This window comes from Rhizobium sp. 18055 (assembly GCF_902706285.1).
Classification (GTDB): Bacteria; Pseudomonadota; Alphaproteobacteria; order Rhizobiales; family Rhizobiaceae; genus Rhizobium.
Map to the genome: position 1 here is coordinate 190124 of NZ_CACSKD010000010.1, position 24062 is coordinate 214185.

A 24062-nucleotide genomic window follows, 5' to 3' on the forward strand; every position below is an offset into this window, starting at 1 on the left:
AAGGCTGTCCTGAATGAGCACTGCTTCGACATCCGTGGCCAGCACCACGTCCCTGATAAACCGCGACAGGGTCATCGACTGGCTCGGTATCGCACCGTTCATGATCTTCGCCGCGATGTTCCTCATCGTGCCTACGCTTTATCTGGTCGCAGGTGCTTTCCTGACGCCCGAGGGCGATCTGACCCTCCAGAACATCGCCGACCTGTTCACGCCGACGATCCTCAGCGCCTACTGGATCAGCATCAAGGTCTCGGTCGCCTCCGCTCTCGGCGGTGCGCTGATCGGCTTCTTTCTCGCCTGGGCGATCGTGCTCGGCGGTCTGCCGAACTGGGTCCGCTCCGGCCTGCTGACCTTCTCCGGCGTCGCCTCGAATTTTGCCGGCGTGCCCCTGGCTTTCGCCTTCCTCGCCACACTCGGTCGCACCGGTCTCGTCACCGTGCTGATGCGTGACTGGTTCGGCTTCAATCTCTATTCGACCGGCTTCAATCTCTTGAGCTTCTTCGGGCTCACCCTCACCTATATGTACTTCCAGATCCCGCTGATGGTGCTGATCCTGACGCCGGCGCTCGACGGCATGAAGAAGGAGTGGAAGGAAGCGGCCCTGATTCTCGGCGCCACCAACGGCCAGTACTGGCGCAAGGTCGCCTTCCCGATCCTCTGGCCGAGCCTGATGGGCACCACCCTGCTGCTCTTCGCAAACGCCTTCGGCGCCATCGCCACGGCCTACGCCCTGACCGGCAGTTCGCTGAACATCGTGCCGATCCTGCTTTATGCGCAGATCCGCGGCGACGTGCTGCACAATGCCAACCTCGGCTACGCCCTGGCGCTCGGCATGATCGTCATCACCGGCCTTTCGAACCTCCTCTACATCATGCTGCGCATGCGCGCCGAACGGTGGCAGAAATGAAGACATCACGCCTTGGAGCCTGGATCGCAATTGCCATCGGCGCGATCTATTTCGTCCTGCCGCTCATCGCCACCATCGAATTCTCCCTGCGCATGCGCCGCGGCGTCTACAGTTTCGACGCCTATGCCTCGGTGTTTTCCGAGCCGCAGTTCCGCGAGACGTTCGGCTATTCGATGCTGATGGCGCTGCTGACCATCGTCTTCGGCATGCTGCTGGTTGTCCCGACGGCCTACTGGGTCCGTCTGCGCCTGCCGCAGATCCGTCCGGTCGTCGAGTTCATCACCCTGCTGCCGCTGGTCATCCCGGCGATCGTCATCGTCTTCGGCTATCTCCGCATGTACAACTCGTCCTCGGCCCTGCCGCTGACGGGCTCTACCACCGGCACCAACATCCTCCTGATGTTCTCCTATATCACGCTGTCGATGCCCTACATGTACCGTGCCGTCGATACCGCCATGCGCGCCATCGACGTCCGCACGCTGACCGAAGCTGCCGAAAGCCTCGGGGCAAGCTGGCTCACCATCATGTTCAAATGCATTTTCCCCAACGTCATGAGCGGCGTGCTCTCAGGCGCCTTCATCACGCTTGCCATCGTCATGGGTGAATTCACCATGGCGGCATTGCTCAATCGTCCGGCTTTCGGCCCCTATCTGCAGCTCGTCGGCGCCAACCGCGCCTATGAGCCGTCGGCTCTGGCGGTCATCGCCTTCTCGATTACCTGGCTCAGCATGGGCCTTCTTCAACTCGTCTCCCGCTTCCACCGAGCCGCTCCGGCCAAGTCGTAAGGTATCTGGTTTTCATGGCTTTTCTCGAACTCGCAAACCTCAAGAAATCCTTCGGCAGCACCAAGGTCGTGCATGACTTCAACATGCAGATCGAAAAAGGCGAATTCATTTCGTTCCTGGGCCCGTCAGGCTGTGGCAAGACGACCGTCCTGCGCATGATCGCCGGCTTCGAAACACCGACAGCGGGCAGCATCGTCATCGGCGGCAAGGAACAGGGCAATCTGAAGCCGAACAAGCGCAATATCGGCATGGTCTTCCAGGCCTACGCGCTATTCCCCAACATGACCGTTCACGACAACGTCGCCTTCGGCCTGAAGATCGCCGGGGCGCAGGCAGCCGAAGTCGACAGCCGCGTCAAGGAGATGCTGAGCCTCATCAAGCTCGACCATCTCGCCGATCGCTATCCCTACCAGCTCTCGGGCGGCCAACAGCAGCGCGTCGCACTTGCCCGCGCGCTCGCCGTCAAGCCGCAGGTCCTGCTGCTCGACGAGCCGCTGTCGGCTCTCGACGCCAAGATCCGCGTGTCGCTGCGCGAAGAAATCCGCGCCATCCAGCAGAAGCTCGGCATCACCACCGTCTTCGTCACCCACGACCAGGAAGAGGCGCTGTCGATCTCCGATCGCATCGTCGTCATGAATGGTGGCCGGGCAGACCAGATCGGCACGCCCTTCGAAATCTACAACACGCCCGCCACCCGCTTCGTCGCCTCCTTCGTCGGCACGCTGAACATCATCGGGGCCAAAGTCGTCGATCCCGCGGTCAATCGCATCCAGATCGGTGATCAGGGCGTGACGCTGAAGCAGTCGATCGCCGCCTTCAAGGCCGGCGACACGGTCTCACTGGCGCTGCGCCCGGAAGCCGGTTCGCTCTCCGATACGCTACCGAGCGATACGGCGCTCACCGGCACCGTGGTCTCCGCCCACTTCCTCGGCTCGGTCATCCGCACCCGGATGAATGTCGGCGGCAACGTCATCTCCTTCGACATGTTCAACAGCCCCGGCGTCAAGCCGCCGGCAACCGGCGAAACCGTCACGCTGCGCTTCATGGCAGCCGACCTGCTGGTCATCAAGGACTGACATCTCGATATCCCGATGACGAAAGGCGCCGCCCATTCGCGGCGCCTGTCGCATTTGCGGCTTTACCACACAGGCGCACCCGATCGCCAAACGTGCATCGGCAGCGCAGAAATCACTTGAAATGCCGGCCTCATTGCGCGACGACGACGCAAACAATGTCAGCTCGGTAAAATTCAGCACCATGTCTCCCACCACGACGCCAGCTCAGGCCCCTCGCAGCCTCAACTCTCAGGATTTCAAGACGCTCGGCCTCTCGGCGCTGGGCGGCGCATTAGAATTCTACGACTTCATCATCTTCGTGTTCTTCGCTGGCGTGATCGGCAAGCTGTTCTTCCCGCCTGACATGCCCGACTGGCTGGTGACGATCCAGACCTTCGGCATTTTCGCCGCCGGCTACCTCGTCCGCCCGATCGGCGGCATCGTGCTCGCCCATTTCGGCGACATGTTCGGCCGCAAGCGGGTCTTCGCATTCTCGCTGATGCTGATGGCGCTCTCGACGCTCGGCATGGCGGCCATGCCGACTTACGCCACCATCGGCATCGCCGCCCCCATCCTGCTGATCCTGATGCGCGTTTTGCAGGGTGCGGCCATCGGCGGCGAAGTGCCTGGCGCCTGGACCTTCGTGGCCGAGCACGTCCCCTTCCGCCGCGTCGGCTTTGCCTGCGGTTTCCTCTGCTCGGGCCTGACGCTCGGCATCCTGCTCGGCTCCTTCATCGCCACGATCATCAACTCGGTCTTCACGCCTGAAGAAGTCGCGGCCTACGCCTGGCGCATCCCCTTCTTCCTCGGCGGCATTTTCGGCCTCGTCGCCGTCTACCTTCGCCGCTGGCTGCGGGAGACGCCGATCTTCGCCGAGATGAAAAAGAGCCGCTCATTGGCGCACGAATTGCCATTGAAGACGGTCTTGCGCGACTACCCGCGCGGCGTCATCATCTCGATCCTGCTCACCTGGATTCTGTCGGCCGGCATCGTCGTCACCACGCTGATGACCGCGACCTTCCTGCAGAAGCTCTACGGCTACACCGCCCAGCAGTCGCTGGCAGCCACCAGCTTCGGCACGCTGTTCCTGATCTTCGGTACGGCAGCCGCAGGTGCGATCGTCGACAAGGTCGGCTCCGGCCGCTTCTTCATCGTCGCCAGCATCTTCTTCGGCGTTGCCACCTTCACCTTCTACACCTACGCCGCCGTGTCGCTGACCGTGCTGTTCGTGCTCTATGCGATCATGGGCCTGTCGGTCGGCCTCGTCGGCGCCGTGCCCTATGTGATGGTTCGCGCCTTCCCGGCCCGTGTCCGCTTCACCGGCCTGTCCTTCTCCTACAACGTCTCCTACGCCATCTTCGGCGGCCTGACGCCGCTGGCCGTCGCCTCGCTGCTGCCGCTGAACCCGATGGCGCATGCCTACTACCTGCTGTTCATCGCAGCGCTCGCCTTCGTGCTCGGCGTCTATCTGCTGATCAACGGCGACAGCGTCGAGGCAGAGGTCGGCATCGAGGAACTCAACGAGCGGATTGCGGCAAGCGCCTGAACGACAATACTCTCAGCCGGGCGGCCAACCGCCCGGCCTTTTTCATGATGGCCCATGCTGCACCGGCAGCAGCGGCGCTCTGCATTGAAGCACCAGTCCGACGAGGTTATTGAAGAACGATGTCCCGACCTGAAATCAAGATCCTCGACAGCCAGTCCACGCCCAGCAATCCAGCCAAGCCGAACGACGACCGCTTCGGCTACAACGAAGCCTCCGCTTTCGTCATCGACGGCGCCACCGGCCTCGGTGATCGCCAGTATATCGACGCATCGGGAAGCGATGCCGCCTGGATCGCCGCGCGGTTTGCCGACGGTTTTCGCCAGCAGATTACCCGCGATAGCGCCATCTCCGACATCGCCCGGACTGTGTCGCTGGAATCACGCGAGGCATTTCTCGGCAGCCATCCGGACGTGCCGCGCTATGCCTGGCCGCTCTCGGCCTTCGCCATGCTGCACGCGAGCCAGACGGGTTTTACCTTCTATGGCCTGGGAGATTCCTGCGTCTTCCTGTTGAGCGAGGACGGCACCGCCAGCATCCACATGGCAATCCCTGATGCCTTCACCCGTGAGCAGGCCCACGCCCAAAGCCACATCGCCCGCACCGGCGGCATCACCAAGGGCGGCGGCGCGCTCGGCAATGCCGAGACGCTGGCAGCACTGCGCAAGCATAGGGAAAGCCAGAACACGGCCGGTGGCATCTGGACACTCGGCCTCGTGCCGGAAGCAGCCGATCATCTCGTATCGGAAGACCTGCCGATCACCGGCAAGGCGCACGCCATCGTCTGCAGTGACGGCTTTGCCGATCTGGTGGTTTTGTACGCAGCCTATGATGCGGCAAGCCTTGTGCGCACAGCCCTCGACAAGGGCATCCGCCCAATGATCGAGGAACTCCGCCGCTTCGAACGTGAGACCGACCCGGAAGGCCTGCGCTATCCGCGCTTCAAGCAGAGCGACGACACCACGGCCATCCTGGTCGAACTGACGGCCTGATCAACCGGATCGGCCTGCAGGCGATTTCGATTCAGGATCAGGGCCTTGGCCGCAGATCCTGAATCATTTTCCCAACATCTTGAATCAGATCATCAAGACGCGCCCCTCAGGCCGCGTCTTCCACATTCTCGCGCGGCTTGGCCGGAACGTAGTTCAGCACCGGCCCAAGCCAGCGCTCGACTTCGCGAATCTCCATGCCCTTGCGGCCGGCATAATCCTCGACCTGATCGCGCTCGACCTTGGCCACGCCAAAGTAATAGGCCTCCGGATGGCCGATATAGATGCCCGAAACCGAAGACCCCGGCCACATCGCGTAGCTCTCCGTCAGCGTCACACCGGCCGCCTTTTCCGCATCGAGCAGACGGAACAGCGTCGCCTTCTCGGTATGGTCAGGCTGGGCCGGATAACCCGGCGCCGGACGGATACCGGCATATTCCTCGGTGATCAGCTGATCCTTGCTGAACGCCTCATCCTTGGAATAACCCCAATATTCGCGACGAACCTCTTCGTGCATGCGCTCGGCAAAGGCTTCCGCAAAACGGTCGGCCAGCGCCTTTACCAGGATCGACGAGTAATCGTCATTGGCACGTTCGAAGCGCTCGGCAATCGCCACTTCCTCGATACCAGCCGTGACGACGAAGCCGCCGACATAATCCTGCACGCCGCTATCGACAGGCGCGACAAAATCCGACAGCGCAACGTTCGGCCGGCCATCGCGCTTCGACAGCTGCTGGCGCAGCGTAAAGAACGTCGCCAGCTCGTCCTTGCGGCTCTCGTCGGTGAACAGCTTGATATCGTCGCCGACGGCACCCGCCGGCCAGAAGCCGATCACGGCGCGCGGACGGAACCACTTTTCGTCGATGATCTTCTTCAGCATCGCCTGCGCATCGGCCCAGAGCGCCCGTGCCGCCTCGCCCTGCTTCTCGTCCTTGAGAATGGCTGGATAGCGGCCCTTCAGCTCCCAGGTCTGGAAGAACGGTGTCCAGTCGATGTATTCGGCGAGCGTCGCCAGGTCGTAATCCTCGAACACTCTGGTGCCGAGGAAGCTCGGCTTGCCCGGCTGGTAGCCGGACCACTCGACCTTGTGCGCATTTTCGCGCGCACGCGCCAGTGGCAGGCGAACCTTCTCCGCCTCGCTGCGGGCATGGGCCGCCGCAACCTTGGCGTACTCGGCGCGGATATCGCTGACGTAACCATCACGCGCATCCGGCGACAGCAGCGCCGAGACCACGCCGACGGCGCGGCTGGCGTCGGTCACGTAGACCGTCTGGCCCTTGGCGTAACCCGGATGAATCTTCACCGCCGTATGCACGCGGCTGGTGGTGGCACCGCCGATCAGAAGCGGCAGGTCCAGCCCCTGGCGCTCCATCTCGGCCGCCACATGCACCATTTCGTCGAGCGACGGCGTGATCAGGCCGGAGAGACCGATGATATCGACATTCTCGGCAACCGCCGTCTCGAGGATCTTGGTCGCCGGCACCATCACACCGAGATCGACGATCTCGTAATTGTTGCAGGCGAGCACGACGCCGACGATATTCTTGCCGATATCGTGGACGTCGCCCTTGACCGTCGCCATCAGGATCTTGCCGGCAGACTTGCGCTGATCGCCGCCATTCAGGCGCTTTTCTTCTTCCATGAACGGCAGCAGCACGGCCACCGCCTGCTTCATCACGCGGGCCGACTTGACCACCTGCGGCAGGAACATCTTGCCGGCGCCGAACAGGTCGCCGACCACGTTCATGCCGGCCATCAGCGGGCCTTCGATGACATGCAGCGGACGCTCCGCCTTCAGGCGGGCTTCCTCGGTATCGGCATCGATATATTCGGTAATGCCGTTGACCAGCGCATGCTCGAGACGCTTCTCGACGCTCCATTCGCGCCACGACAGATCCTGCACACGGCCTTCGCGCGCAGCCCCGCCCCTGAATTTCTCGGCCACTTCGAGCAGCCGCTCGGTGCCATCGGGACGGCGGTTCAGCACCACGTCCTCGCAGGCCTCGCGCAGCTCCGCGTCGATATTGTCGTAGACGGCCAGCTGGCCGGCGTTGACGATACCCATGTCCATGCCCGCCTGGATGGCGTGGTAGAGGAACACCGCATGCATGGCTTCACGCACCGGCTCGTTGCCGCGGAACGAGAAGGAGAGGTTCGAGACGCCGCCCGAAATATGCACCAGCGGCATGCGCTGCCGGATCGTCCGCGTCGCCTCGATGAAATCGACGCCGTAATTATTGTGCTCTTCAATGCCGGTGGCGACCGCAAAGACGTTCGGATCGAAGATGATGTCCTCGGGCGGGAAGCCGGCCTTTTCGGTGAGGATCTTGTAGGCACGCGAGCAGATCTCGACCTTGCGCTCGTAGGTATCGGCCTGCCCGGTCTCGTCGAAGGCCATGACCACGACCGCCGCGCCATAGGCATGCAGCAGCTTCGCCTGTGCCAGGAAATTCTCTTCGCCTTCCTTCAACGAGATCGAGTTGACGATCGACTTGCCCTGCACCCGCTTCAGGCCGGATTCGATGATCGAGAACTTCGAGCTGTCGATCATCACAGGCACGCGGGCGATATCCGGCTCTGCGGCGATCAGGTTGAGGAACTCGACCATCGCCTTTTCGGAATCGATCAGGCCCTCGTCCATGTTGATGTCGATGATCTGCGCGCCGTTCTCCACCTGGTCGCGCGCCACGTCGAGCGCTGCGGTGTAATCGGCATTGGTGATCAGCTTGCGGAACCGGGCGGAGCCGGTGACGTTGGTGCGCTCGCCGACGTTGACGAACGGTATCTCCTTTGTCAGTTCGAACGGCTCGAGGCCCGACAGCGACATGAACGGACGGTGTGCCGGGATGGCGCGCGGCTTGTACTTGGCCACCGCTTCGGCAATCGCCTTGATATGCTCCGGCGTCGAGCCGCAGCAGCCGCCGACGATGTTGACCAGACCCTCGCGGGCGAAGCTTTCGATCTGCGCCGCCATCAGTTCCGGCGTCTCGTCATACTGGCCGAACTCGTTCGGCAGGCCGGCATTCGGATAGGCGCAGATGAAGGTATCGGCAGCGCCCGAAAGCTCCTGCAGATGCGGGCGCATGGCATTGGCGCCGAGCGCGCAGTTGAGCCCGATGGTGAACGGATTGGCGTGGCGCACCGAGTTCCAGAACGCAGACGGCGTCTGGCCCGACAGCGTACGGCCGGACAGGTCGGTGATCGTGCCGGAGATCATCACCGGCAGGCGCACGCCCTTGGCCTCGAAACGCTCCTCGCAGGCAAAGATCGCCGCCTTGGCATTCAGCGTGTCGAAGATCGTCTCGATCAGGATGATATCGGCACCGCCATCGATCAGGCCGTCGATCTGCTCGCCATAGGCGATGCGCAGGTCGTCGAAATCGACGGCGCGGAAACCGGGATTGTTGACATCGGGAGACATCGAGGCGGTGCGGTTGGTCGGGCCGATGGCGCCTGCCACGAACCGGCGGCGGCCATCCTCGCGCTCGGCGCGCAGAGCCGCGCGGCGGACGATCTCGGCACCTTCCTTGTTCAGCGCATAGACCTCGCCTTCCATCGCATAATCGGCCTGCGCGATGCGGGTCGAGGAGAAGGTATTGGTCTCGAGAATATCGGCGCCGGCCTTGGCATACTTGTAGTGGATCTCTTCGATCGCATCCGGCTGGCTGAGGATAAGAAGGTCGTTGTTGCCCTTCTGGTGACAGGCGCAACCGATGAAGCGGTCGCCGCGGAAATGATCTTCGTCATATCCCAACCCCTGGATCTGCGTGCCCATCGCTCCGTCAAGAACGAGAATGCGTTCGCTGGCCGCTTTTTTCAGCGCTTCGAACACTTCGCTACCGTCGCGCTTTGCTCCTTCGGAACCAAACAGAGTATCAAACACGGGCGGACTCCTTGACGTCATGGAAAGACAAGCGGTTCAAATCACATAAAGATATCTTTATGTCAATATATCAGCGACATTTTCGGTTCTTCACGGCACTGTGCGGATGACAGAACTGAACACCCCCTATATAGCCAGTTCGACAGCTTTGTGTATGACATCGGAGGAGTATCATGGCACCTGCAATCGGCGACGCCACGCTCGGGAACTGGACCACCCGAACCTATCACCGCGACTGGCTGATCGCCCAGGCCAATGGCCTTTTCGATTTCTTCCAGCATGATTCCATCAATCCCAAGGGTGGCTTCTACGATCTCGACGATACCGGCAAACCGCTCGACGCAGAGGGCCAGGTCCGCGGCATCCACATTGCCGCCCGTGCCGTCCACTGCTTCTCGATCGGCGCTCTGCTCGGCCGCCCGGGTTCTTCCGATGTCGTCGATCACGGCATGCAGTACATCTGGAACAACCACCGCGACACCAAAAACGGCGGCTATTTCTGGACGTTGAACAATGACGGTCCGGTCGATTCGAGCAAGCAGGGATACGGCCACGCCTTCGTTCTGCTCGCCGCCTCCTCGGCCAAGACCATCGGCCATCCGCTGGCCGACGCGATGATCGCTGACGTCACCGACGTGCTGAACACAAGGTTCTGGGAACCGCGCCACGGCGCCATTGCCGAGGAGTTCAACGCCGACTGGTCGCCGATCGACGGCGGCACCTATCGCGGCCAGAATTCCAACATGCACCTGACCGAAGCCCTGATGGCCGCCTTCGAAGCAACCGGCGACCGGAGCTATCTCGACAAGGCAGAAAGCATCGCCGACCTCGTCATCCGCCGCGCCGCAGGCTCGGTCGACTGGCGTGTCGCCGAGCACTTCTCGTCCGAATGGGTGCTCGACAAGCACTACCGCGGCAACGAGATGTTCCGCCCGTCAGGCACAACCCCCGGCCACTGGCTGGAATGGGCCCGCCTGCTGCTGCAACTCTGGTCGCTCGGTGGCAAGAAGCTGGACTGGCTGCCGGATGCCGCCAAGGCACTGTTTGCACAATCGATGCTCCTCGGCTGGGACAGCGACAAGGGCAGCTTCTTTTACACGCTCGACTGGGAAGACAAGCCGGCGAAGCGCGAGAAGATGTGGTGGCCCGCCTGCGAAGGTGCCGCCGCCGCCCACTATCTCAACCAGCACCTGCCGAGCGATTTCCACGAGGAAAGCTACCGCAAGATCTGGAACGTCATCGAGCGCGGCTTCATAGACCACAGACACGGCGGCTGGCACGAGGAACTGACCGAAGACCTCGTCCCGGCCCACACCATCTTCCCCGGCAAGGGCGACATCTACCACGCCCTGCAAGCCTGCCTCATCCCCCTCTTTCCCGCCACCGGCAGCCTGACCAAGGTGATCGCCGAGGCTGGCGGCAAGATCTGAGCGGACGGATGATCTGACGAGAGGACGGCGCCCTGTGAATGGCGCCGTTTCTTGTTTGCGTGGGTGAGCGACTGGCCCGCAATCTCGATGTCCCGTGAAAGCGGACCGGAGAGCGCGCCACAGAATATGGTTTCCGCGATCGAACACCGCCAAACCTTGATAAGCGGGCCGCAGAACCTAGATGTGACACCTTCTGGATAAACGCCAAATTCGGTATAAGGGAACGTGCAATCAATGACATCACGCTGGATCTGGCTGCTTTCGCAACTCACCCGGCGGATATGGTTCAGGGCTTCTTTATTCTCGTTGCTCGCCGTCGCCACGGCACTGCTGTCGATCGTTGCCAGTCCTTTTATCCCCGCCAGCCTGCCTGCACGGATCGGCGCGGACGCCGTCGACAATATTCTCGGCATCATCGCTTCGAGCATGCTGACGGTGACGACGTTCTCGCTGAGCACGATGGTCTCCGCCTATTCAGCCGCCACCAGCAATGTGACGCCGCGAGCAACGAAGCTGGTCATGGAAGACAGCACCACACAGAATGTGCTGGCCACCTTTGTCGGCTCGTTTCTGTTCAGCTTGGTCGGGATCGTTGCCCTGAGCACCGGCGCCTATGGCGACCGGGGACGGCTCGTGCTGTTTCTGGTCACCATCGCGATCATCGTTCTGATCGTCGTCACCTTGCTGCGCTGGATCGACCATCTCTCCAGGCTCGGGCGGGTGACGGAGACGACGGAACGGGTCGAGCAGGTCACGCTCGAAGCGATGCGATCACGTAGCCAGCTACCCTATCTCGGCGGCAAGCCGCTGCTCGATGAGGAGCGCGATGTGCCCTCGACTGCGCGCGCTGTATTCGTCTCTGCATTCGGCTACGTGCAGCATGTCGATACCGGAGCACTGTCGAAGATTGCTGCCGACTGCGAAGGCGTGATCTATCTTCGGGCAGTTCCAGGCAGCTTCGTTGATCCAACAGAACCGATCGCCTGGATCGACGGCATTGCCGGCGAAGATCAGGACACCGAAATCTGCGCCTGCTTCTCAATTGCCGACACCCGATCCTTCGATCAGGACCCACGCTTCGGCGCCTGTGTCCTTGCCGAGATCGCCTCGCGGGCGCTGTCTCCAGCCGTCAATGATCCGGGCACGGCAATCGACGTGATCACCCGAGGAATACGGATTCTAGCCGTCTGGAACGAGCCGCGGGACAAGGATGCCGAAATTATCTTTCCCAACATCCACGTCCCACCGATCGATCTCGCCGATCTCTTCGACGACATTTTCACGCCGATCGCGCGCGACGGCGCGGGTCTCATAGAGGTCGTGCTGCGCCTGCAAAAGGCGCTCAGGACGCTCTCCAGGCTTGAGGATCCCCGCTATGCCTTCAACGCGTCTCGGCACGCGCGTGAATCGTTGGAACGTTCGGAACGGGCTCTCACGACCGACAGCGACAAGCGCCGAGTCAGGGCGGTTGCCGAGAGCTTTGCGATGGCCGGATCACCCATCCCCATCAACAGTGCGGCACCGGCGGCAATCTGATCTGAAACAATCGCCGGGCGATTCCCTGTCCGGCGTCGCTCATTCAGCCGCCGCTGGCGTCGGCCGCGCGAAAGCGACGCAAACAATGCCGCAGGCCGTGAGGATGGCGACGACCATCCAGGCTTCGTTGATCGCCTGCACGCTTGCGGCGGTCTGCACCAGCGGGTCGAGCAGTGCGGTCGTCTCGGCATCGAATCCGCCCGTATGGCCGACAATGGTCTCTAAAGGCGCGCCGACGAAAGCTGCGGTCTTGGCGTCGCCCGCCTGCAGCTTCTCCCAAAACCCCTGCCCCAGCGGGTCGGAGCGTGTGTAGATGATCGTGTCGATCAGCGCGATCCCGATCGCCCCTCCGAGATTGCGCATCAGGTTGAAGAGGCCGCTGGCATCGGGAATCCGCTCCGGCGGCAGCGTGCCGAGCGCCAGCCGCGTCGGCGGCAGCAGGCAGAACATGATGGCGACGCCCCTGACGATCTGCGGCCAGAACATCGCGTCATAGTCGGAGCGCGGGTCCTGAACCATGCTCATCGCGATGCCAATTGAGAACAGCGCAAAGCCGAAGGCCGACAGCAGCCGCGGATCGGTTCGCTTCTCAAGGGCAACGGCAATCGGGGCCGTGGCCAGCTGGGCGACGCCCGTGACCAGCATGGTCATGCCGATTTCGAGCGCATTGTGCCCACGCACAAACGCCAGGAACACCGGCATCAGATAGACGGAGCCGAACAGGCCGATGCCGAGAATGAAGCTCAGCACCGATCCGGCGAGAAAATTCCGGTCGCCGAAATTGCCGAGATCGACGATCGGCCGGTGCCGGCGCAACGACCGCCATGCAAATAGGCACCCCGAGGCGACGCATAGCACAAGCAGGCCGACCACATAGAACGAAGCCCAGCCGCTGGTCGGCGCCTCCTTGAGCCCGAGTTCCAGGCTCGTAAGCGCCGTCGCCATCATCGCCAGCGACAGCAGGTCGAGCTGACGCAACTCCGAGGGATCGCCGCTCTGCCTTGGCAGCGCCCGCCATGCGACAAGGGCCGCCAGCACGCCCGGCACCACATTGATCAGGAACAGCCAGTGCCATGAATAGGTCTCCGTCAACCAGCCGCCGACGATCGGACCGACAGTCGGCGCCAGCACCGCCAGAACGCCGGCGATCGTCGTCGCCAGTGCCTGTCGTTCATTGGGAAAGAGGATGAAAACCGCCGAGAACACCGATGGGATCAGCGTTCCCCCGGAAAATCCCTGCAGCACCCGCCAGGCGACCAGCATCTCAAAGCTGCCGCTTGCGGCACATCCGACAGACGCAACGACAAACAGGCAGATCGCAACAACGAACAGCCATCGCATCGAAAGCAGCCGCGTCAGGAAACCGGTCAGCGGAATGGCGACCACCTCGGCGATCAGATACGCGGTCTGGATCCAGCTCATCTGGTCCGGGCCGATATCAAGCGCCGACTGGATCGTCGGCAGCGAGGTCGCAACCACCTGCACATCGAGGATCGCCATGAACATGCCGATGCACATGGCGAGAAAACCGACCCACACTATCAGGGGCTGGCGATCGGGATGGGCGGCTGATCGATCCGACATGCGACAAGCTTTCCGCGAACGGCCACCGTGGCCTTGCTCGGTCAAGACAAGCGCCTTGCGAAGCCGAATTGCAAGCTTCAGATCGGCAGAGCGAGGTGCGAGCATCAATCCAGCCCGCCGCCCCGGCCAGATAACGCCTGTGCGGCACTGAATGACAGGACCTGCCGGAAACCCAGCAGGCCTCAGCGCAAGGCAGGCCTTTGGCTGCCCCAGCGCTTACACTGCCGACGCCGACTTGCCCTCGAGCAGATCAATTAGGCAGCGATTGACGACCTCCGGCTGCTCCAGTGTCGATCCGTGGCCGCATCGCGGCACGATGACAAGACGGGCGCCCGGAATAGCCACGGCAATCTCCTCCGAAAGCTCTGGCGGCGTCAGAGGGTCGCTGTCACCAACCAGCACTAGGGTCGGAACCGAGATTGCTGCAAGGCCGGAGCGGCTGTCGATCCGCGTGGACATCGCATTTTCGTGGCGGGCCAATCCTTCCAGCCCGACGGTCAGCCCCATGCGGACATTGATCGCACGCAACACCGCATCGCTCTGATGATCTGGATGCAGGATCGATGTCATCACGTTTTCCAGCAACGCTGCGAAATCACCGCTGTTGGCAGCTGCGACCAGGCCGCGTCGCTGTTCGGTTTCCTCAGGCGTATCGGCGCGAGCCGAGGTGTCGAGCAGCGCCAGCTTGATCACCCGCTCCGGTGCCTGCCGCATGATCTCGAACGCGATGTAGCCGCCCATCGACAGGCCGACCAGCGCGAAGCGTGGCGGTGCAGAGGCAAGAATGGAAGACGCCATCTCGCCGATCGTCGCCCCTTCGAGCGTCGAAGCAACGGTGACAGGCCCATATGGCCACAGGGCCGCTATCTGCGGCGCAAACAGCTCTGCCGAGCACAACATGCCGGGAATGAAAACGATTGGTGTCATATCTCTCTTCCAAATAATGTCAGGTCTTTACCCGGAAGAGCTTTAGTCGAGCCCACTGCCAGAAACTGGCAGTATGCTTTGTGGCGACATACGAAGGAAACACCGAGAGCCAACAGAAAGGTGGCTCACAGCGGTTTTAACGCCTTTACCGACCACATCGACCGACCACAACGGCCAATCGAGCGCTCAGGCGAGCCGCAGCGCGTCCAGATCCTTCGCCAGCATCAGCGCCAGCGCCTCGACCGCCAGATTGTGATCGTCGCGCTGCGGCAGGCCGGAGACGGTGACGGCGCCGATGCAGCCGGTTCCCTTGACGTTGATCGGGAAGCTGCCGCCATGCGGCGCGAAGTCGGCATCGGCAAGACCGTTATCGGCGACTGTCTTGCCCTTCTGCTTCAGCTCGAGGCCGATCGCATAGCTGCTCTTGAAATAGCGCAGCACCAGATTGCGCTTGCGGCGCACCCACTGGACATTGTCAGGCGTGACGCCGGGAAGTGCCGTGTAGAAAACCGGCATGGAATGCAGGGTAATGTCGATGGCAATGCCAAGCCCGCGCTCGGTGCCCAGTTCCTGCAGGAGCTTGCCGAGCTGCCATGCTGTCGTCAGGTCGAACGTGTCGAAGGCCAGCACCTTCTCCTGCTCGGCAATCCGTGCGAGATCGTCATCGGGCATGGTCATGGCGGTGTTCTCTCCTGCAATGCTTTTGTGCGAATTTTCGCAAGCAGGGCAGAAAAGTAAAGCGAAATCGACGGGATACGATCAGCCCCCGAGCTTCATCGTCAGAGCTTCAGCGTCAGAGCTTCGTGGTCAGAGCTTCGGCGTCAGCATCTCGAACCGGTCGCGGATCGTGCTGCAGGTATCGCCGCCAAGCCTGGCAATGGCGTCGAGCTGTTCCGGATCGACCCGCATCCGTTCCGGATCGACGACGCCGTCGCGATAATGCGCATAGACGATCTCACCCATGATGATCTGGCGCGACTTGCCGAGTTCCAGCGTCACATGCCGCTTGCATTCGAAGGCGGCCGGCGCCTCGGCGATCCATGGCGACGCGACCTTCGCCCCCGGCATAGCCGTCAGCCCGGATTCCTTCAGCTCATCGACGCCGCGCGGATATTTCGAGCCGCAGATGTGCATGGCTTCCGCAATCGCAAACGACACGATGTTGACGGTGAACACCTCCGTCATGCGGATATTGTGGCCGGTGTCCTTGAAGGACATATCAGGGTTGTTTTCGACCCCCAGCGCCAGGATCGGCGGATCGGCCGACAGGCAATTGAAGAAGCTGAATGGTGCTGCATTCACCCGGCCATGCTCATCCACCGTGGTCACCAGCGCGATCGGCCGCGGTACGACGGTACCGATCATCAGCTTGTAGCGCTCGCGTTCGGAGAGCGTCTCGAAATCGAAGGAAATGGACATGGTTCAGCTCGCTGCCTTCATCGGCGCAAATTCGCTCATTGCACCACTGAACGGCTTGGCGAGCGGCGATGCATAGGAGCCGCGCTTGCTGGTCTTCAACCCCAGCGAAACCAGCGCCTCGGCCTGTTTGACCGCCGCGGCCACGCCATCAACCACCGGCACGCCATAGATTTCCTGCAGTTCACGCGCCAGATCGGTCATGCCGGCGCAGCCAAGCACGATCGCTTCGGCGCCATCCTCGGACAACGCCCGCTCGATCTCGGCGCGAAGCTTGCCGATCGCGCCAGATGCCTCGTCCTCAAGCTCCAGCACCGGAATGTCTGATGCCCGAACCTTCGCCCGGTCGCCCATGCCGTAGCGGCGCACCAGATTGTCGATCAGCACCCGCGAGCGTTCCAGCGTCGTCACCACGGTAAACCGCTGCGCCAGGAACCCGGCCGTCGCCACCGCGGATTCGCAAAGCCCGAGCACCGGCACGTCGGCAAAGCTCCGGGCCGCTTCCAGCCCCGTATCGTCGAAGCAGGCGATGACGGCGGCATCATAGGTCCCTGCCCGGTCCTTCAGTTCTGCCAGCAGGCCGGGAATGGCAAGCGCCCCGTCATAGTGGCCTTCGATCGAGACCGGCCCCATCCGCGAGGTGGCGGCGATGATCTCCGTGCCGGAGGCCGCGACCAGCCGGGCGGCGGTGGCAGCCTTCTCGGTCATGCTGGCCGTCGTGTTCGGGTTGACGATGAGAATGCGCATGAGGTCAGCTTATCTTTGCCTGGCGTCCACGCAGCATCATCATGATGCCGAGCGCGACGAGAATGATGGTGAAGGAGAACAGCGTCGTCACGGTGCCCAGCGCATAGAGCACCGGCGTCGTGACGTTGGTGGTCATCCCGTAGATTTCGAGCGGCAGCGTGTTGTAGCTGCCGGAGGTCATCAGCGTGCGGGCGAATTCGTCGTAGGACAGCGTGAAGCCGAACAGGCCGACGCCGATCAGGCTCGGCGCGATCATCGGCAGCACCACATGAGCGAATGTCTGCCAGGCCGATGCCCCGAGATCGCGCGCCGCCTCTTCGTAGGCCGGCGAGAAGCGGTTGAAGACGGCAAACATGATCAGCACGCCGAACGGCAGCGTCCAAGTCAGATGCGCGCCGAAGGCCGAGGAGTACCAGGCCGGCCGCAGTCCGCCCTGCTGGAACACCACGCCGATGCCGAGCGAGATGATGATCGAAGGCACCACGAGGCTCGCAACCGTTGCATAGAACAGCACCGTCGAGCCGCGGAAGCGCCGGCGGAAGGCAAGGCCCGCCAGCAGCGACACCACGACGGTGACGATCATCACCATGAAGCCGAGCGTGAACGAGCGGCGGAACGAGGCACCGAAGTCGCCGACCGCCTGCTTTTCGAACAGGTTGAAGAACCAGTGCACCGACACGCCGTTGAGCGGGAAGGTCAGGCCGCCATCGGGTCCCTGGAAGGAGAGGATCAGGATCGCCGACAACGGGCCGTAGAGAAACAGCACGAAGACGACGAAGAAGGCGGCAAGAGCATAAAATTCCCAGGTGCGCTTTTCGTGACCCATCTTAAAGCTCCTTGCGAATATCGACGACGCGCAGGATGGCGGCGACCATCATCAAGACGACGATCAGAAGCACCACGGCATTGGCGGCGGCGGCCGGATATTGCAGCAGCGACATCTGGTTCTTCATCATCAGCGCCACCGAGGCGCTCTGCCCGCCGGACATCACCTGCACGGTCGAGAAGTCGGCCATCACCAGTGTGACGACGAAGATCGAACCGATGGCGATCCCGGGCTTTGCCAGCGGAATGACCACGTTCCAGAGGATCTGCCAGCCGCTGGCGCCGGCATCGCGCGCCGCCTCGAACAGCGACCGGTCGATGCGCATCAGCGTGTTGAAGATCGGCGTCACCATGAACAGCGTGTAAAGATGCACCATGGCCAGAACCACGGCAAAATCGGAATAAAGCAGCCATTCGATCGGCTGCGGCACGATCCCCATCTCCACCAGCGCCGAGTTGATCAGGCCGTTGCGGCCGAGCACCGGGATCCAGGAGATCATGCGGATGATGTTGGATGTCATGAACGGCACGGTGCAGACCAGAAACAGGATCATCTGCGTCGATGTACGCCTGACATGGAAGGCGAGGAAATAGGCGACCCAGAAGCCGATGAAGACCGTCAGCGTCCAGACGATCACCGCGAATTTCAGCGTGTTCAGATAGGTCTTCCAGGTAACCCAGGAGCCGAGCGTTTCGGTATAGTTCATCGTCAGGAAAGCCGGGTAGAGACCGGCGAAGTCGTAGTCCCAGAAGCTGACGACAACGATCATCAGGATCGGCAGCACGAAGAAGAAACCGAGGATCAGAACGAGCGGCGTCGCCTGGATATAGGACGCGGCCCACGGCGGAAGGCGCAAGCCGCCGGAGCGAACCCGTCCGGCCTTCTCGTCTGTCTGTGCTGAAGCGATCGTCGCCATCCTCTATCCTCTCGGAGAAACGCCTTCATCCCGGCGATTTGAGAGGAGGTGTCGATCAAGACCCCTCCCCAACCCTCCCCACAAGGGGGAGGGAGTTTTCCTGTTGCACCCTCCCCAACGGAGAGAGCTTCCTTGCCGCTGCGTCCGCGCTCCCTCCCCCTTGTGGGGAGGGTTTGGGGAGGGGAAGCGGCACTCGCTTCGTGGGTGATGCCAGCCTTAAGCTGCGATGAACTCGTTCCACCGGCGAACCATGTAGCGGTCCTCGTCCATGACGGAGTTCCAGCATGCCACATGACCCATGCGCTCTTCGAACGAGCCGCCGTCGCGAACCGCACCGGCCTTCTCCATGACCTTGCCTTCCGGCGACATGACATCGCCCTGTGCAGCCTTGCCTTCGATCCAGTAGCCCCACTCGTCGGCCGTCATGAACTTCTTGGCAGTGTCCATGCAGGCGGAGTAGTAGCCCTGGCGGTTGAGGTAACCACCGACCCAGCCGGACGTGTACCAGTTGATGTACTCGTACGCCGCGTCGAGCTCAGCGCCCTTGAGGTGCGAAGCAAGGCCGAGACCACCGCCCCACGAGCGGTAACCTTCCTTGAGCGGCTGGTATTTGCAGGCGATGCCCTTGGAGCGGACAGCGGCAACGGCCGGCGACCACATGGACTGGATGATGACTTCGCCCGACGACATCAGGTTGACTGATTCGTCGAAGCTCTTCCAGAAGGCGCGGAACTGGCCGTCCTGCTTCGCCTTGATCAGGAACTCGATCGTCTTGTCGATCTCTTCCTTGGTCATGTTGCCCTTGTCGGCATACTTGATGTTGCCCATGGCTTCCATGATCATCGCCGCATCCATGATGCCGATCGACGGAATGTTCAGGATCGAGGTCTTGCCCTTGAACTTCGGGTCCATGATATCGGCCCAGCTGGTGATCTCGCGGCCGACGAGGTCGGGGCGGATGCCGAGCGTATCGGCATTGTAGATCGTCGGCATCATCGTGAAGAACTCGGTCTCGCTCTTCGCAAACGTCTTCGCATCGGCGCTCTCGACGTAACCGACGGTGTGCGGTGCCGTGCCCTGGGCAATGACGCTGTCTGCCTTGAGCTTGCCGTTCTTGAACAGCGGAACGACCTGGTCGTAATACTTCAGCTTCTTGACATCCATCGGCTGGATAACGCCGGTCGGATAGACCTTCTTCAAGATCCAGTATTCGATGTCGGCGATGTCGTAGCTGTCGGGCTGGGTGACAGCGCGCTGGGCGGCAGCGTCAGAGTCCGTTGCGGTCATCTCGAGCGTGATGCCGAGGTCGGCCTTGCACTTCTCGGCGATCGCATTGATGTTCGAAACACCGGTGCCGAACTGGCGCAGCGTGATGTTCGTCTGGGCCCAGATGGTCGGGAAGCCGGTGATCAGGCCCGAGCCGGCAATCGCGCCGGCCGCAGCAGCCCCCGTCTTCAGCAGCGTGCGGCGGGACAGACCCTTATCCGTCTTGGTGGATTTCGTTGCATCAGTCATTGTAGTTCCCTCTTCTTTTAATGATCGTGATTCAGGCCGAAACGCGGCCGAGGAGGACAGCATCCTCCAGGGCCCAACTCAGAGACACCGCATCGCCGACCGATGCGGGTTTGGCGAAATAATCGCCGTCGGTCGCAATGACCGTGAAGTCATCGCTGCCCGCGCCAACCACGGTGATCTTCACCGAAGCGCCGCGATATTCGATATTGGAGATGATCCCGTTGAAACCGAGCGTCTTGTCGGCAGCCGTGTCGAGCCGGACGCGATCGGTGCGAATGCCGATATCGACGACTTCGCCGATCGCCTTGTCCGCCCCGCGCACCGAGAAGCTCTGCCCCTCCGGCACCTCGAGCGTCACCACGCCGCCCTTGGAAGCCGTGACGCGACCGGTGAGAACATTGTGATCGCCCATGAAGCGGGCGACGAACGCCGTTGCCGGCTCTTCGAACACCTTGCGCGGCGTTGCCGCCTGCTCGATCTTGCCGTCGTTCATGATGACGATGATATCGGCCAGCGCCATCGCCTCTTCCTGGCTGTGGGTGACGTGGACGAAGGTGATGCCGAGCGTCTTCTGCAGCTTCTTCAATTCCGCGCGCATGCGGATCTTCAGGAACGGATCGAGCGCCGACAGCGGCTCGTCGAGCAGCAGCGCTTCCGGATCGGTGATCAGCGCGCGGGCCAGTGCCACACGCTGTTGCTGGCCGCCCGAAAGCTGGGCCGGCCTGCGCGTCGCATAGGCTTCCATCTGCATCAGCTTCAGCATCTCCAGTGCCTTGGCCCGACGCTCTTCCTTCTCGACACCCTTCATCTTCAGGCTGAAGGCGACATTGTCGATCAGGTCGAGATGCGGAAACAGTGCGTAGGACTGGAACATCATCGCCGTGCCGCGCTTGGCCGGCGGAAAATCGGTGACCACGGTATTGCCCAGGCGAATATCGCCGGACGAAATACTCTCGTGCCCGGCAATCATCCGGAGTGTGGACGTCTTGCCGCAGCCGGATGGTCCCAGGAAGCAGCAATAGGAACCAGCCGGAATCTTCAGGCTTATGGCGTGGACGGCAGTCGTGCTACCATACACCTTCGAAACGGATGCTATATCGATCTCTGCCGCTTTCGACATCGTGTCTTCCCCTGTTCGAGTAAGACGATGCATTCGCCGTGCCAGTTTCCATCGCAGTGCACCAAGCCCTTACGAAATCTGAATTTTTCAGCATAATCCAGCGTCGGCTACATTTAGACCGCCTGAGATGTCTGCACATGAAATAGGCTTTCGTCTGCAATTTGCGCAAAAAATCGTATACAATTTAGCCGTCACTTTGGTCGCAAATTCCATTTAACTTTTCAGCCAAACGCGGATATCATTTGCCGATCATAAGGTAATTTATTTCATGAACTCCGCCGCCAACGCGCTCCAGACAACAGACGATCCCACCGAAACCGGTGCCCAGCAGATCCGCGACGCCATCCGCGATGCGATCGTCGAGCGTCGTCTGTCGCCGGGAACCAAGCTGTCGGAAAGCGATGTCGGCAATCTCTTCAACGTCAGCCGCACGCTGGCACGCGCAGCCCTGCAGGCGCTGTCCTATGAAGGCCTGGTGAGTGTCGCGAAAAACCGCGGGGCCTTCGTCGCCTACCCCTCGCCGGATGAGGCCCGCCAGATCTTTGCCGCCCGACGGCTGATCGAGCCCGGCATCCTGCGGGAGGCGGCAGCCAGAATTACCCCGTCTGAAATCCAGCACCTGAAGCAGCTTTTGCTGGAGGAAAGCCGGCTGATCAGCGAGCGCGGACAGACAGCGCGGCGCGCCGAGATCAAGGCATCCGGCGATTTCCACCTGACGCTGGCGAGCATCTCCGGCAATTCGATCATGCAGCGCTTCATGGACGAACTCGTCGCCCGGTCATCTCTGGTGATCGCCCTATACGGCCAGTCGACCATCTCCAGCTGCGGCCACTCCGAGCATGGCGACATCGTCTCGGCAATCGAGCGCAAGGATCTCGACCGCGCCTGCCATCTCATGGTGCACCATATCGCACATATCGAGGCCGATCTCGATCTGCGCGAACGCAAGGGTCAGGGATTGAAGGAAGCATTCGACCTCTAGGCGGGTCGAAGATCGCCATTCGCAAGGACAGCGACTGTCCAAAGCGAGATCGCGGCCACCAGAGCGGCCGCGATATCAGGCATCAGCCGCGTGAGCGGCGTTCGTCCGGTAAAGCCGCAACAGCCAAGATATCGGGCGTTCCGGCCGCATGCATACGTTTGCGAACCAGCACGCCCATGACGCGGGCCGCCGTCGAAAACGTCATCTGGTCGAGAGGACCCTCGCCTTCCCAAGGCTTGGTCAATCGCTCGGTCACGGCACCGACGATGTTCATTGGAACGATGTCGTCGCACTGGCGCATGGCCTCGAAGACGCGGCTGATCGGAACGACCCGGCCTTCGAACGTAACGATTGGTTCGGTGAGTTCCGTATCCCACTCTTCAAACGCATAGAGAGCGTCGCGGAAGAGCTCCTGAAGGGTGAACGGGGCGTGCCCATTGTGAAGTGGCGGCAAGGCATTCGTCATGTCTGTCTCCTCTTTATCGGGATAAAGCCAATTCCTCCTCATCGGTCCGCACGAACGCGGGAAACAGAACTCAAGTTCCCGGCAGGACCGAATAACACGATCAATGTTATAGTGTAATATACCCGTGATAAAGCGTTTTTCTGCCGCACCCTCACCGCACCTGTGGCGACAAAAAGATAAGCCGTTGATATCAAACAGGATATCAACGGCCATACTTTGGTAACTTAAATGAACGAATGCCGCGATGCGCCTACTGCGCGATGGCAAATGTCACGTTGACGCTGATGTTGTAGCTGCTTTCGCCACCCTGGATCGGTACGCCGGCATCGGCTCCCGACTTCATCATCGCTGCCCGCATGACAGGCACCGGCTGCGGCCGCGGACCGCTTTCGTTGATCTCGATGACGCTGCCGAGCTTGACACCGGCAGCCTCCGCAAGCGTCTTTGCCCGTGCCATCGCATCGGCGACGGCACCTTTGCGCGCTTCTTCCATCGCGCTTTCCGGCTTGTCATTGGTGAACTGGATATCGCCCCCCTGATTGACACCCAGGGTGACCGCCTGGTCGATGATCGGCCCGAGCTGCGACAGATCGCGCACCCGCACCGTCAGCGAGTTGGATACCTGGTAACCGATCAGCTCCGGCGGCAGCTGCTGGCCATCGGTGCCCTGCGGGAAGCGATATTGCGGCTGCACCGAAAAGCCGGATGTCTGCAGGTCGCGCTCGGCAATTCCCGCCTTCTTCAGCGCACCAAGCACGTCGCTCATCGCCTTGTTGTTGCCGTCGAGCGCCTCGCGCGCCGTCTTCTCCTGTTTGACTACGGAGAAGTTCAACACCGCCATATCAGGCGCCATCGTCGCCCGTCCCTCGCCGATCACCGATATGATTGCCTGACGCTGAGACTGATCGGCGGCAAGCACCGGCAAAGCGGCAGCAATGGCGATCGGCAGGCTGAACAAAAACCCGGCAGCAAATCTCTTGGTTTTGGACGAAGGCATTGTTTCACTCCCCGATTGTGATTTACCGCTCCCTCTTGCCGTTTGATTGTGAAGCTATTGCGGCAATGGCTTGTGACCGCTCAAAAATTGCGTTAGAGCCAAATCGCACCGGCGAACCATTGCGCCGCTGCACGGCGCCGCAAGCGACCGCCAGGGCCTGTAGCTCAATGGTTAGAGCCGGCGGCTCATAACCGCTTGGTTGGGGGTTCGAGTCCCTCCGGGCCCACCACTTTTTCCAGAACTTTCGCCGTGCTTGCCCGCGTCGCCGGCGTTTCTGGGCGGCAGGTCCGAGTCTTGCGCCGACTCCCCGCTGTAGCCGGACGCGAAAAATCGGAATTTTGACACCAAGTTCTGGAATTTTCAGGTTTCGCATTGGTCTGGCACGAATCTTTAATGAGGCTTTGAAGCTGTCTCAAACCTCGCTCGCAGCTGATGAGA

At 61.6% G+C, this 24062-nt stretch carries 20 protein-coding genes and 1 tRNA gene; 9 read left to right on the forward strand and 12 right to left on the reverse strand.

Translation table 11 applies throughout. From position 1 onward, the window contains the following. Positions 1 to 13 precede the first annotated feature (13 nt). From GVL52_RS18265 to GVL52_RS18285, 5 genes are all read left to right on the forward strand, one after another. A complete protein-coding gene (locus GVL52_RS18265) occupies positions 14 to 907 on the forward strand; it encodes an ABC transporter permease subunit (protein WP_160009688.1) in 894 nt (297 codons plus the stop codon). Then, positions 904 to 1692, forward strand: a complete 789-nt coding sequence (locus tag GVL52_RS18270; protein ID WP_160009690.1) for an ABC transporter permease — start codon at positions 904 to 906, stop codon at positions 1690 to 1692. Before GVL52_RS18265 ends, GVL52_RS18270 begins: the two co-directional genes overlap by 4 nt. Positions 1693 to 1706: 14 nt before the next feature. Then, complete coding sequence (locus GVL52_RS18275; protein WP_160009692.1) at positions 1707 to 2768, forward strand: ABC transporter ATP-binding protein; 1062 nt, start codon at positions 1707 to 1709, stop codon at positions 2766 to 2768. A gap of 181 nt (positions 2769 to 2949) precedes the next feature. Next, positions 2950 to 4293, forward strand: a complete 1344-nt coding sequence (locus GVL52_RS18280) for an MFS transporter (RefSeq protein ID WP_160009743.1) — start codon at positions 2950 to 2952, stop codon at positions 4291 to 4293. Positions 4294 to 4412: 119 nt separating this feature from the next. Beyond that, positions 4413 to 5282 carry a hypothetical protein gene (locus tag GVL52_RS18285; protein WP_160009694.1) on the forward strand — a complete coding sequence of 290 codons (870 nt, stop codon included), beginning with the start codon at positions 4413 to 4415 and terminating at the stop codon, positions 5280 to 5282. A gap of 106 nt (positions 5283 to 5388) precedes the next feature. Here the strand turns inward: GVL52_RS18285 and metH are convergent, their stop codons facing one another. Then, entirely contained in the window at positions 5389 to 9162 is a 3774-nt protein-coding gene (metH, locus tag GVL52_RS18290; RefSeq protein WP_160009696.1) for a methionine synthase, read from the reverse strand. Positions 9163 to 9335: 173 nt separating this feature from the next. Between metH and GVL52_RS18295 the strand changes: the two genes are divergently transcribed. Continuing rightward, positions 9336 to 10592 (forward strand): AGE family epimerase/isomerase, encoded by a 1257-nt coding sequence (locus GVL52_RS18295; protein WP_160009698.1) that lies wholly within the window; start codon positions 9336 to 9338, stop codon positions 10590 to 10592. A gap of 234 nt (positions 10593 to 10826) precedes the next feature. Next, positions 10827 to 12128 (forward strand): DUF2254 domain-containing protein, encoded by a 1302-nt coding sequence (locus tag GVL52_RS18300; RefSeq protein ID WP_160009700.1) that lies wholly within the window; start codon positions 10827 to 10829, stop codon positions 12126 to 12128. 39 nt (positions 12129 to 12167) lie between these two features. On the opposite strand, the gene GVL52_RS18305 is transcribed toward GVL52_RS18300, so the two are convergent. The 9 genes from GVL52_RS18305 to GVL52_RS18345 form a co-directional block, all read right to left on the reverse strand. Next, positions 12168 to 13712: a DHA2 family efflux MFS transporter permease subunit gene (locus tag GVL52_RS18305; RefSeq protein WP_160009702.1), complete on the reverse strand. Its 1545-nt coding sequence runs from the start codon at positions 13710 to 13712 to the stop codon at positions 12168 to 12170. Positions 13713 to 13928: 216 nt separating this feature from the next. Then, the gene (locus GVL52_RS18310; protein WP_160009704.1) at positions 13929 to 14639 is read right to left on the reverse strand and encodes an alpha/beta fold hydrolase; all 711 of its coding nucleotides are present in this window, start codon (positions 14637 to 14639) and stop codon (positions 13929 to 13931) included. 186 nt (positions 14640 to 14825) lie between these two features. After that, on the reverse strand, positions 14826 to 15317 hold the full coding sequence (locus GVL52_RS18315; RefSeq protein ID WP_160009706.1) for a heme-degrading domain-containing protein: 492 nt from the start codon (positions 15315 to 15317) through the stop codon (positions 14826 to 14828). A gap of 129 nt (positions 15318 to 15446) precedes the next feature. Beyond that, positions 15447 to 16058 (reverse strand): flavin reductase family protein, encoded by a 612-nt coding sequence (locus tag GVL52_RS18320; RefSeq protein ID WP_160009708.1) that lies wholly within the window; start codon positions 16056 to 16058, stop codon positions 15447 to 15449. Positions 16059 to 16061: 3 nt separating this feature from the next. Then, entirely contained in the window at positions 16062 to 16802 is a 741-nt protein-coding gene (locus tag GVL52_RS18325) for an aspartate/glutamate racemase family protein (protein WP_160009710.1), read from the reverse strand. A 4-nt stretch (positions 16803 to 16806) separates the two neighbouring features. Next, a complete protein-coding gene (locus tag GVL52_RS18330; RefSeq protein WP_160009712.1) occupies positions 16807 to 17628 on the reverse strand; it encodes an ABC transporter permease in 822 nt (273 codons plus the stop codon). 1 nt (position 17629) lies between these two features. Beyond that, entirely contained in the window at positions 17630 to 18544 is a 915-nt protein-coding gene (locus GVL52_RS18335) for an ABC transporter permease (RefSeq protein ID WP_160009714.1), read from the reverse strand. Between the two features lie 216 nt (positions 18545 to 18760). Beyond that, on the reverse strand, positions 18761 to 20059 hold the full coding sequence (locus tag GVL52_RS18340; RefSeq protein ID WP_160009716.1) for a PotD/PotF family extracellular solute-binding protein: 1299 nt from the start codon (positions 20057 to 20059) through the stop codon (positions 18761 to 18763). Positions 20060 to 20090: 31 nt separating this feature from the next. Then, positions 20091 to 21179, reverse strand: coding sequence for an ABC transporter ATP-binding protein (locus GVL52_RS18345; protein ID WP_160009718.1), 1089 nt, complete (start codon positions 21177 to 21179; stop codon positions 20091 to 20093). Positions 21180 to 21447: 268 nt separating this feature from the next. Between GVL52_RS18345 and GVL52_RS18350 the strand changes: the two genes are divergently transcribed. Further along, positions 21448 to 22161, forward strand: a complete 714-nt coding sequence (locus GVL52_RS18350; protein WP_244619224.1) for a GntR family transcriptional regulator — start codon at positions 21448 to 21450, stop codon at positions 22159 to 22161. Positions 22162 to 22243: 82 nt separating this feature from the next. Here the strand turns inward: GVL52_RS18350 and GVL52_RS18355 are convergent, their stop codons facing one another. Together GVL52_RS18355 and GVL52_RS18360 are read right to left on the reverse strand one after the other, a co-directional pair. After that, positions 22244 to 22627, reverse strand: coding sequence for a hypothetical protein (locus tag GVL52_RS18355; RefSeq protein ID WP_160009720.1), 384 nt, complete (start codon positions 22625 to 22627; stop codon positions 22244 to 22246). A 250-nt stretch (positions 22628 to 22877) separates the two neighbouring features. Continuing rightward, positions 22878 to 23624, reverse strand: a complete 747-nt coding sequence (locus tag GVL52_RS18360; RefSeq protein WP_160009722.1) for an SIMPL domain-containing protein — start codon at positions 23622 to 23624, stop codon at positions 22878 to 22880. Positions 23625 to 23777: 153 nt separating this feature from the next. On the opposite strand from GVL52_RS18360, the gene GVL52_RS18365 reads away from it, so the two are divergent. After that, positions 23778 to 23853, forward strand: a tRNA-Ile gene (locus tag GVL52_RS18365). The last annotated feature ends 209 nt before the right edge of the window (positions 23854 to 24062 follow it).

What these genes read in the sequence shown, in the direction of transcription:
- GVL52_RS18265 (WP_160009688.1), top strand. Translation starts at nt 14, where the DNA reads ATGAGCACTGCTTCGACATCCGTGGCCAGCACCACGTCCCTGATAAAC.
- GVL52_RS18270 (WP_160009690.1), top strand. Translation starts at nt 904, where the DNA reads ATGAAGACATCACGCCTTGGAGCCTGGATCGCAATTGCCATCGGCGCG.
- GVL52_RS18275 (WP_160009692.1), top strand. Translation starts at nt 1,707, where the DNA reads ATGGCTTTTCTCGAACTCGCAAACCTCAAGAAATCCTTCGGCAGCACC.
- GVL52_RS18280 (WP_160009743.1), top strand. Translation starts at nt 2,950, where the DNA reads ATGTCTCCCACCACGACGCCAGCTCAGGCCCCTCGCAGCCTCAACTCT.
- GVL52_RS18285 (WP_160009694.1), top strand. Translation starts at nt 4,413, where the DNA reads ATGTCCCGACCTGAAATCAAGATCCTCGACAGCCAGTCCACGCCCAGC.
- GVL52_RS18295 (WP_160009698.1), top strand. Translation starts at nt 9,336, where the DNA reads ATGGCACCTGCAATCGGCGACGCCACGCTCGGGAACTGGACCACCCGA.
- GVL52_RS18300 (WP_160009700.1), top strand. Translation starts at nt 10,827, where the DNA reads ATGACATCACGCTGGATCTGGCTGCTTTCGCAACTCACCCGGCGGATA.
- GVL52_RS18305 (WP_160009702.1), bottom strand. Translation starts at nt 13,712, where the DNA reads ATGTCGGATCGATCAGCCGCCCATCCCGATCGCCAGCCCCTGATAGTG.
- GVL52_RS18310 (WP_160009704.1), bottom strand. Translation starts at nt 14,639, where the DNA reads ATGACACCAATCGTTTTCATTCCCGGCATGTTGTGCTCGGCAGAGCTG.
- GVL52_RS18315 (WP_160009706.1), bottom strand. Translation starts at nt 15,317, where the DNA reads ATGACCATGCCCGATGACGATCTCGCACGGATTGCCGAGCAGGAGAAG.
- GVL52_RS18320 (WP_160009708.1), bottom strand. Translation starts at nt 16,058, where the DNA reads ATGTCCATTTCCTTCGATTTCGAGACGCTCTCCGAACGCGAGCGCTAC.
- GVL52_RS18325 (WP_160009710.1), bottom strand. Translation starts at nt 16,802, where the DNA reads ATGCGCATTCTCATCGTCAACCCGAACACGACGGCCAGCATGACCGAG.
- GVL52_RS18330 (WP_160009712.1), bottom strand. Translation starts at nt 17,628, where the DNA reads ATGGGTCACGAAAAGCGCACCTGGGAATTTTATGCTCTTGCCGCCTTC.
- GVL52_RS18335 (WP_160009714.1), bottom strand. Translation starts at nt 18,544, where the DNA reads ATGGCGACGATCGCTTCAGCACAGACAGACGAGAAGGCCGGACGGGTT.
- GVL52_RS18340 (WP_160009716.1), bottom strand. Translation starts at nt 20,059, where the DNA reads ATGACTGATGCAACGAAATCCACCAAGACGGATAAGGGTCTGTCCCGC.
- GVL52_RS18345 (WP_160009718.1), bottom strand. Translation starts at nt 21,179, where the DNA reads ATGTCGAAAGCGGCAGAGATCGATATAGCATCCGTTTCGAAGGTGTAT.
- GVL52_RS18350 (WP_244619224.1), top strand. Translation starts at nt 21,448, where the DNA reads ATGAACTCCGCCGCCAACGCGCTCCAGACAACAGACGATCCCACCGAA.
- GVL52_RS18355 (WP_160009720.1), bottom strand. Translation starts at nt 22,627, where the DNA reads ATGACGAATGCCTTGCCGCCACTTCACAATGGGCACGCCCCGTTCACC.
- GVL52_RS18360 (WP_160009722.1), bottom strand. Translation starts at nt 23,624, where the DNA reads ATGCCTTCGTCCAAAACCAAGAGATTTGCTGCCGGGTTTTTGTTCAGC.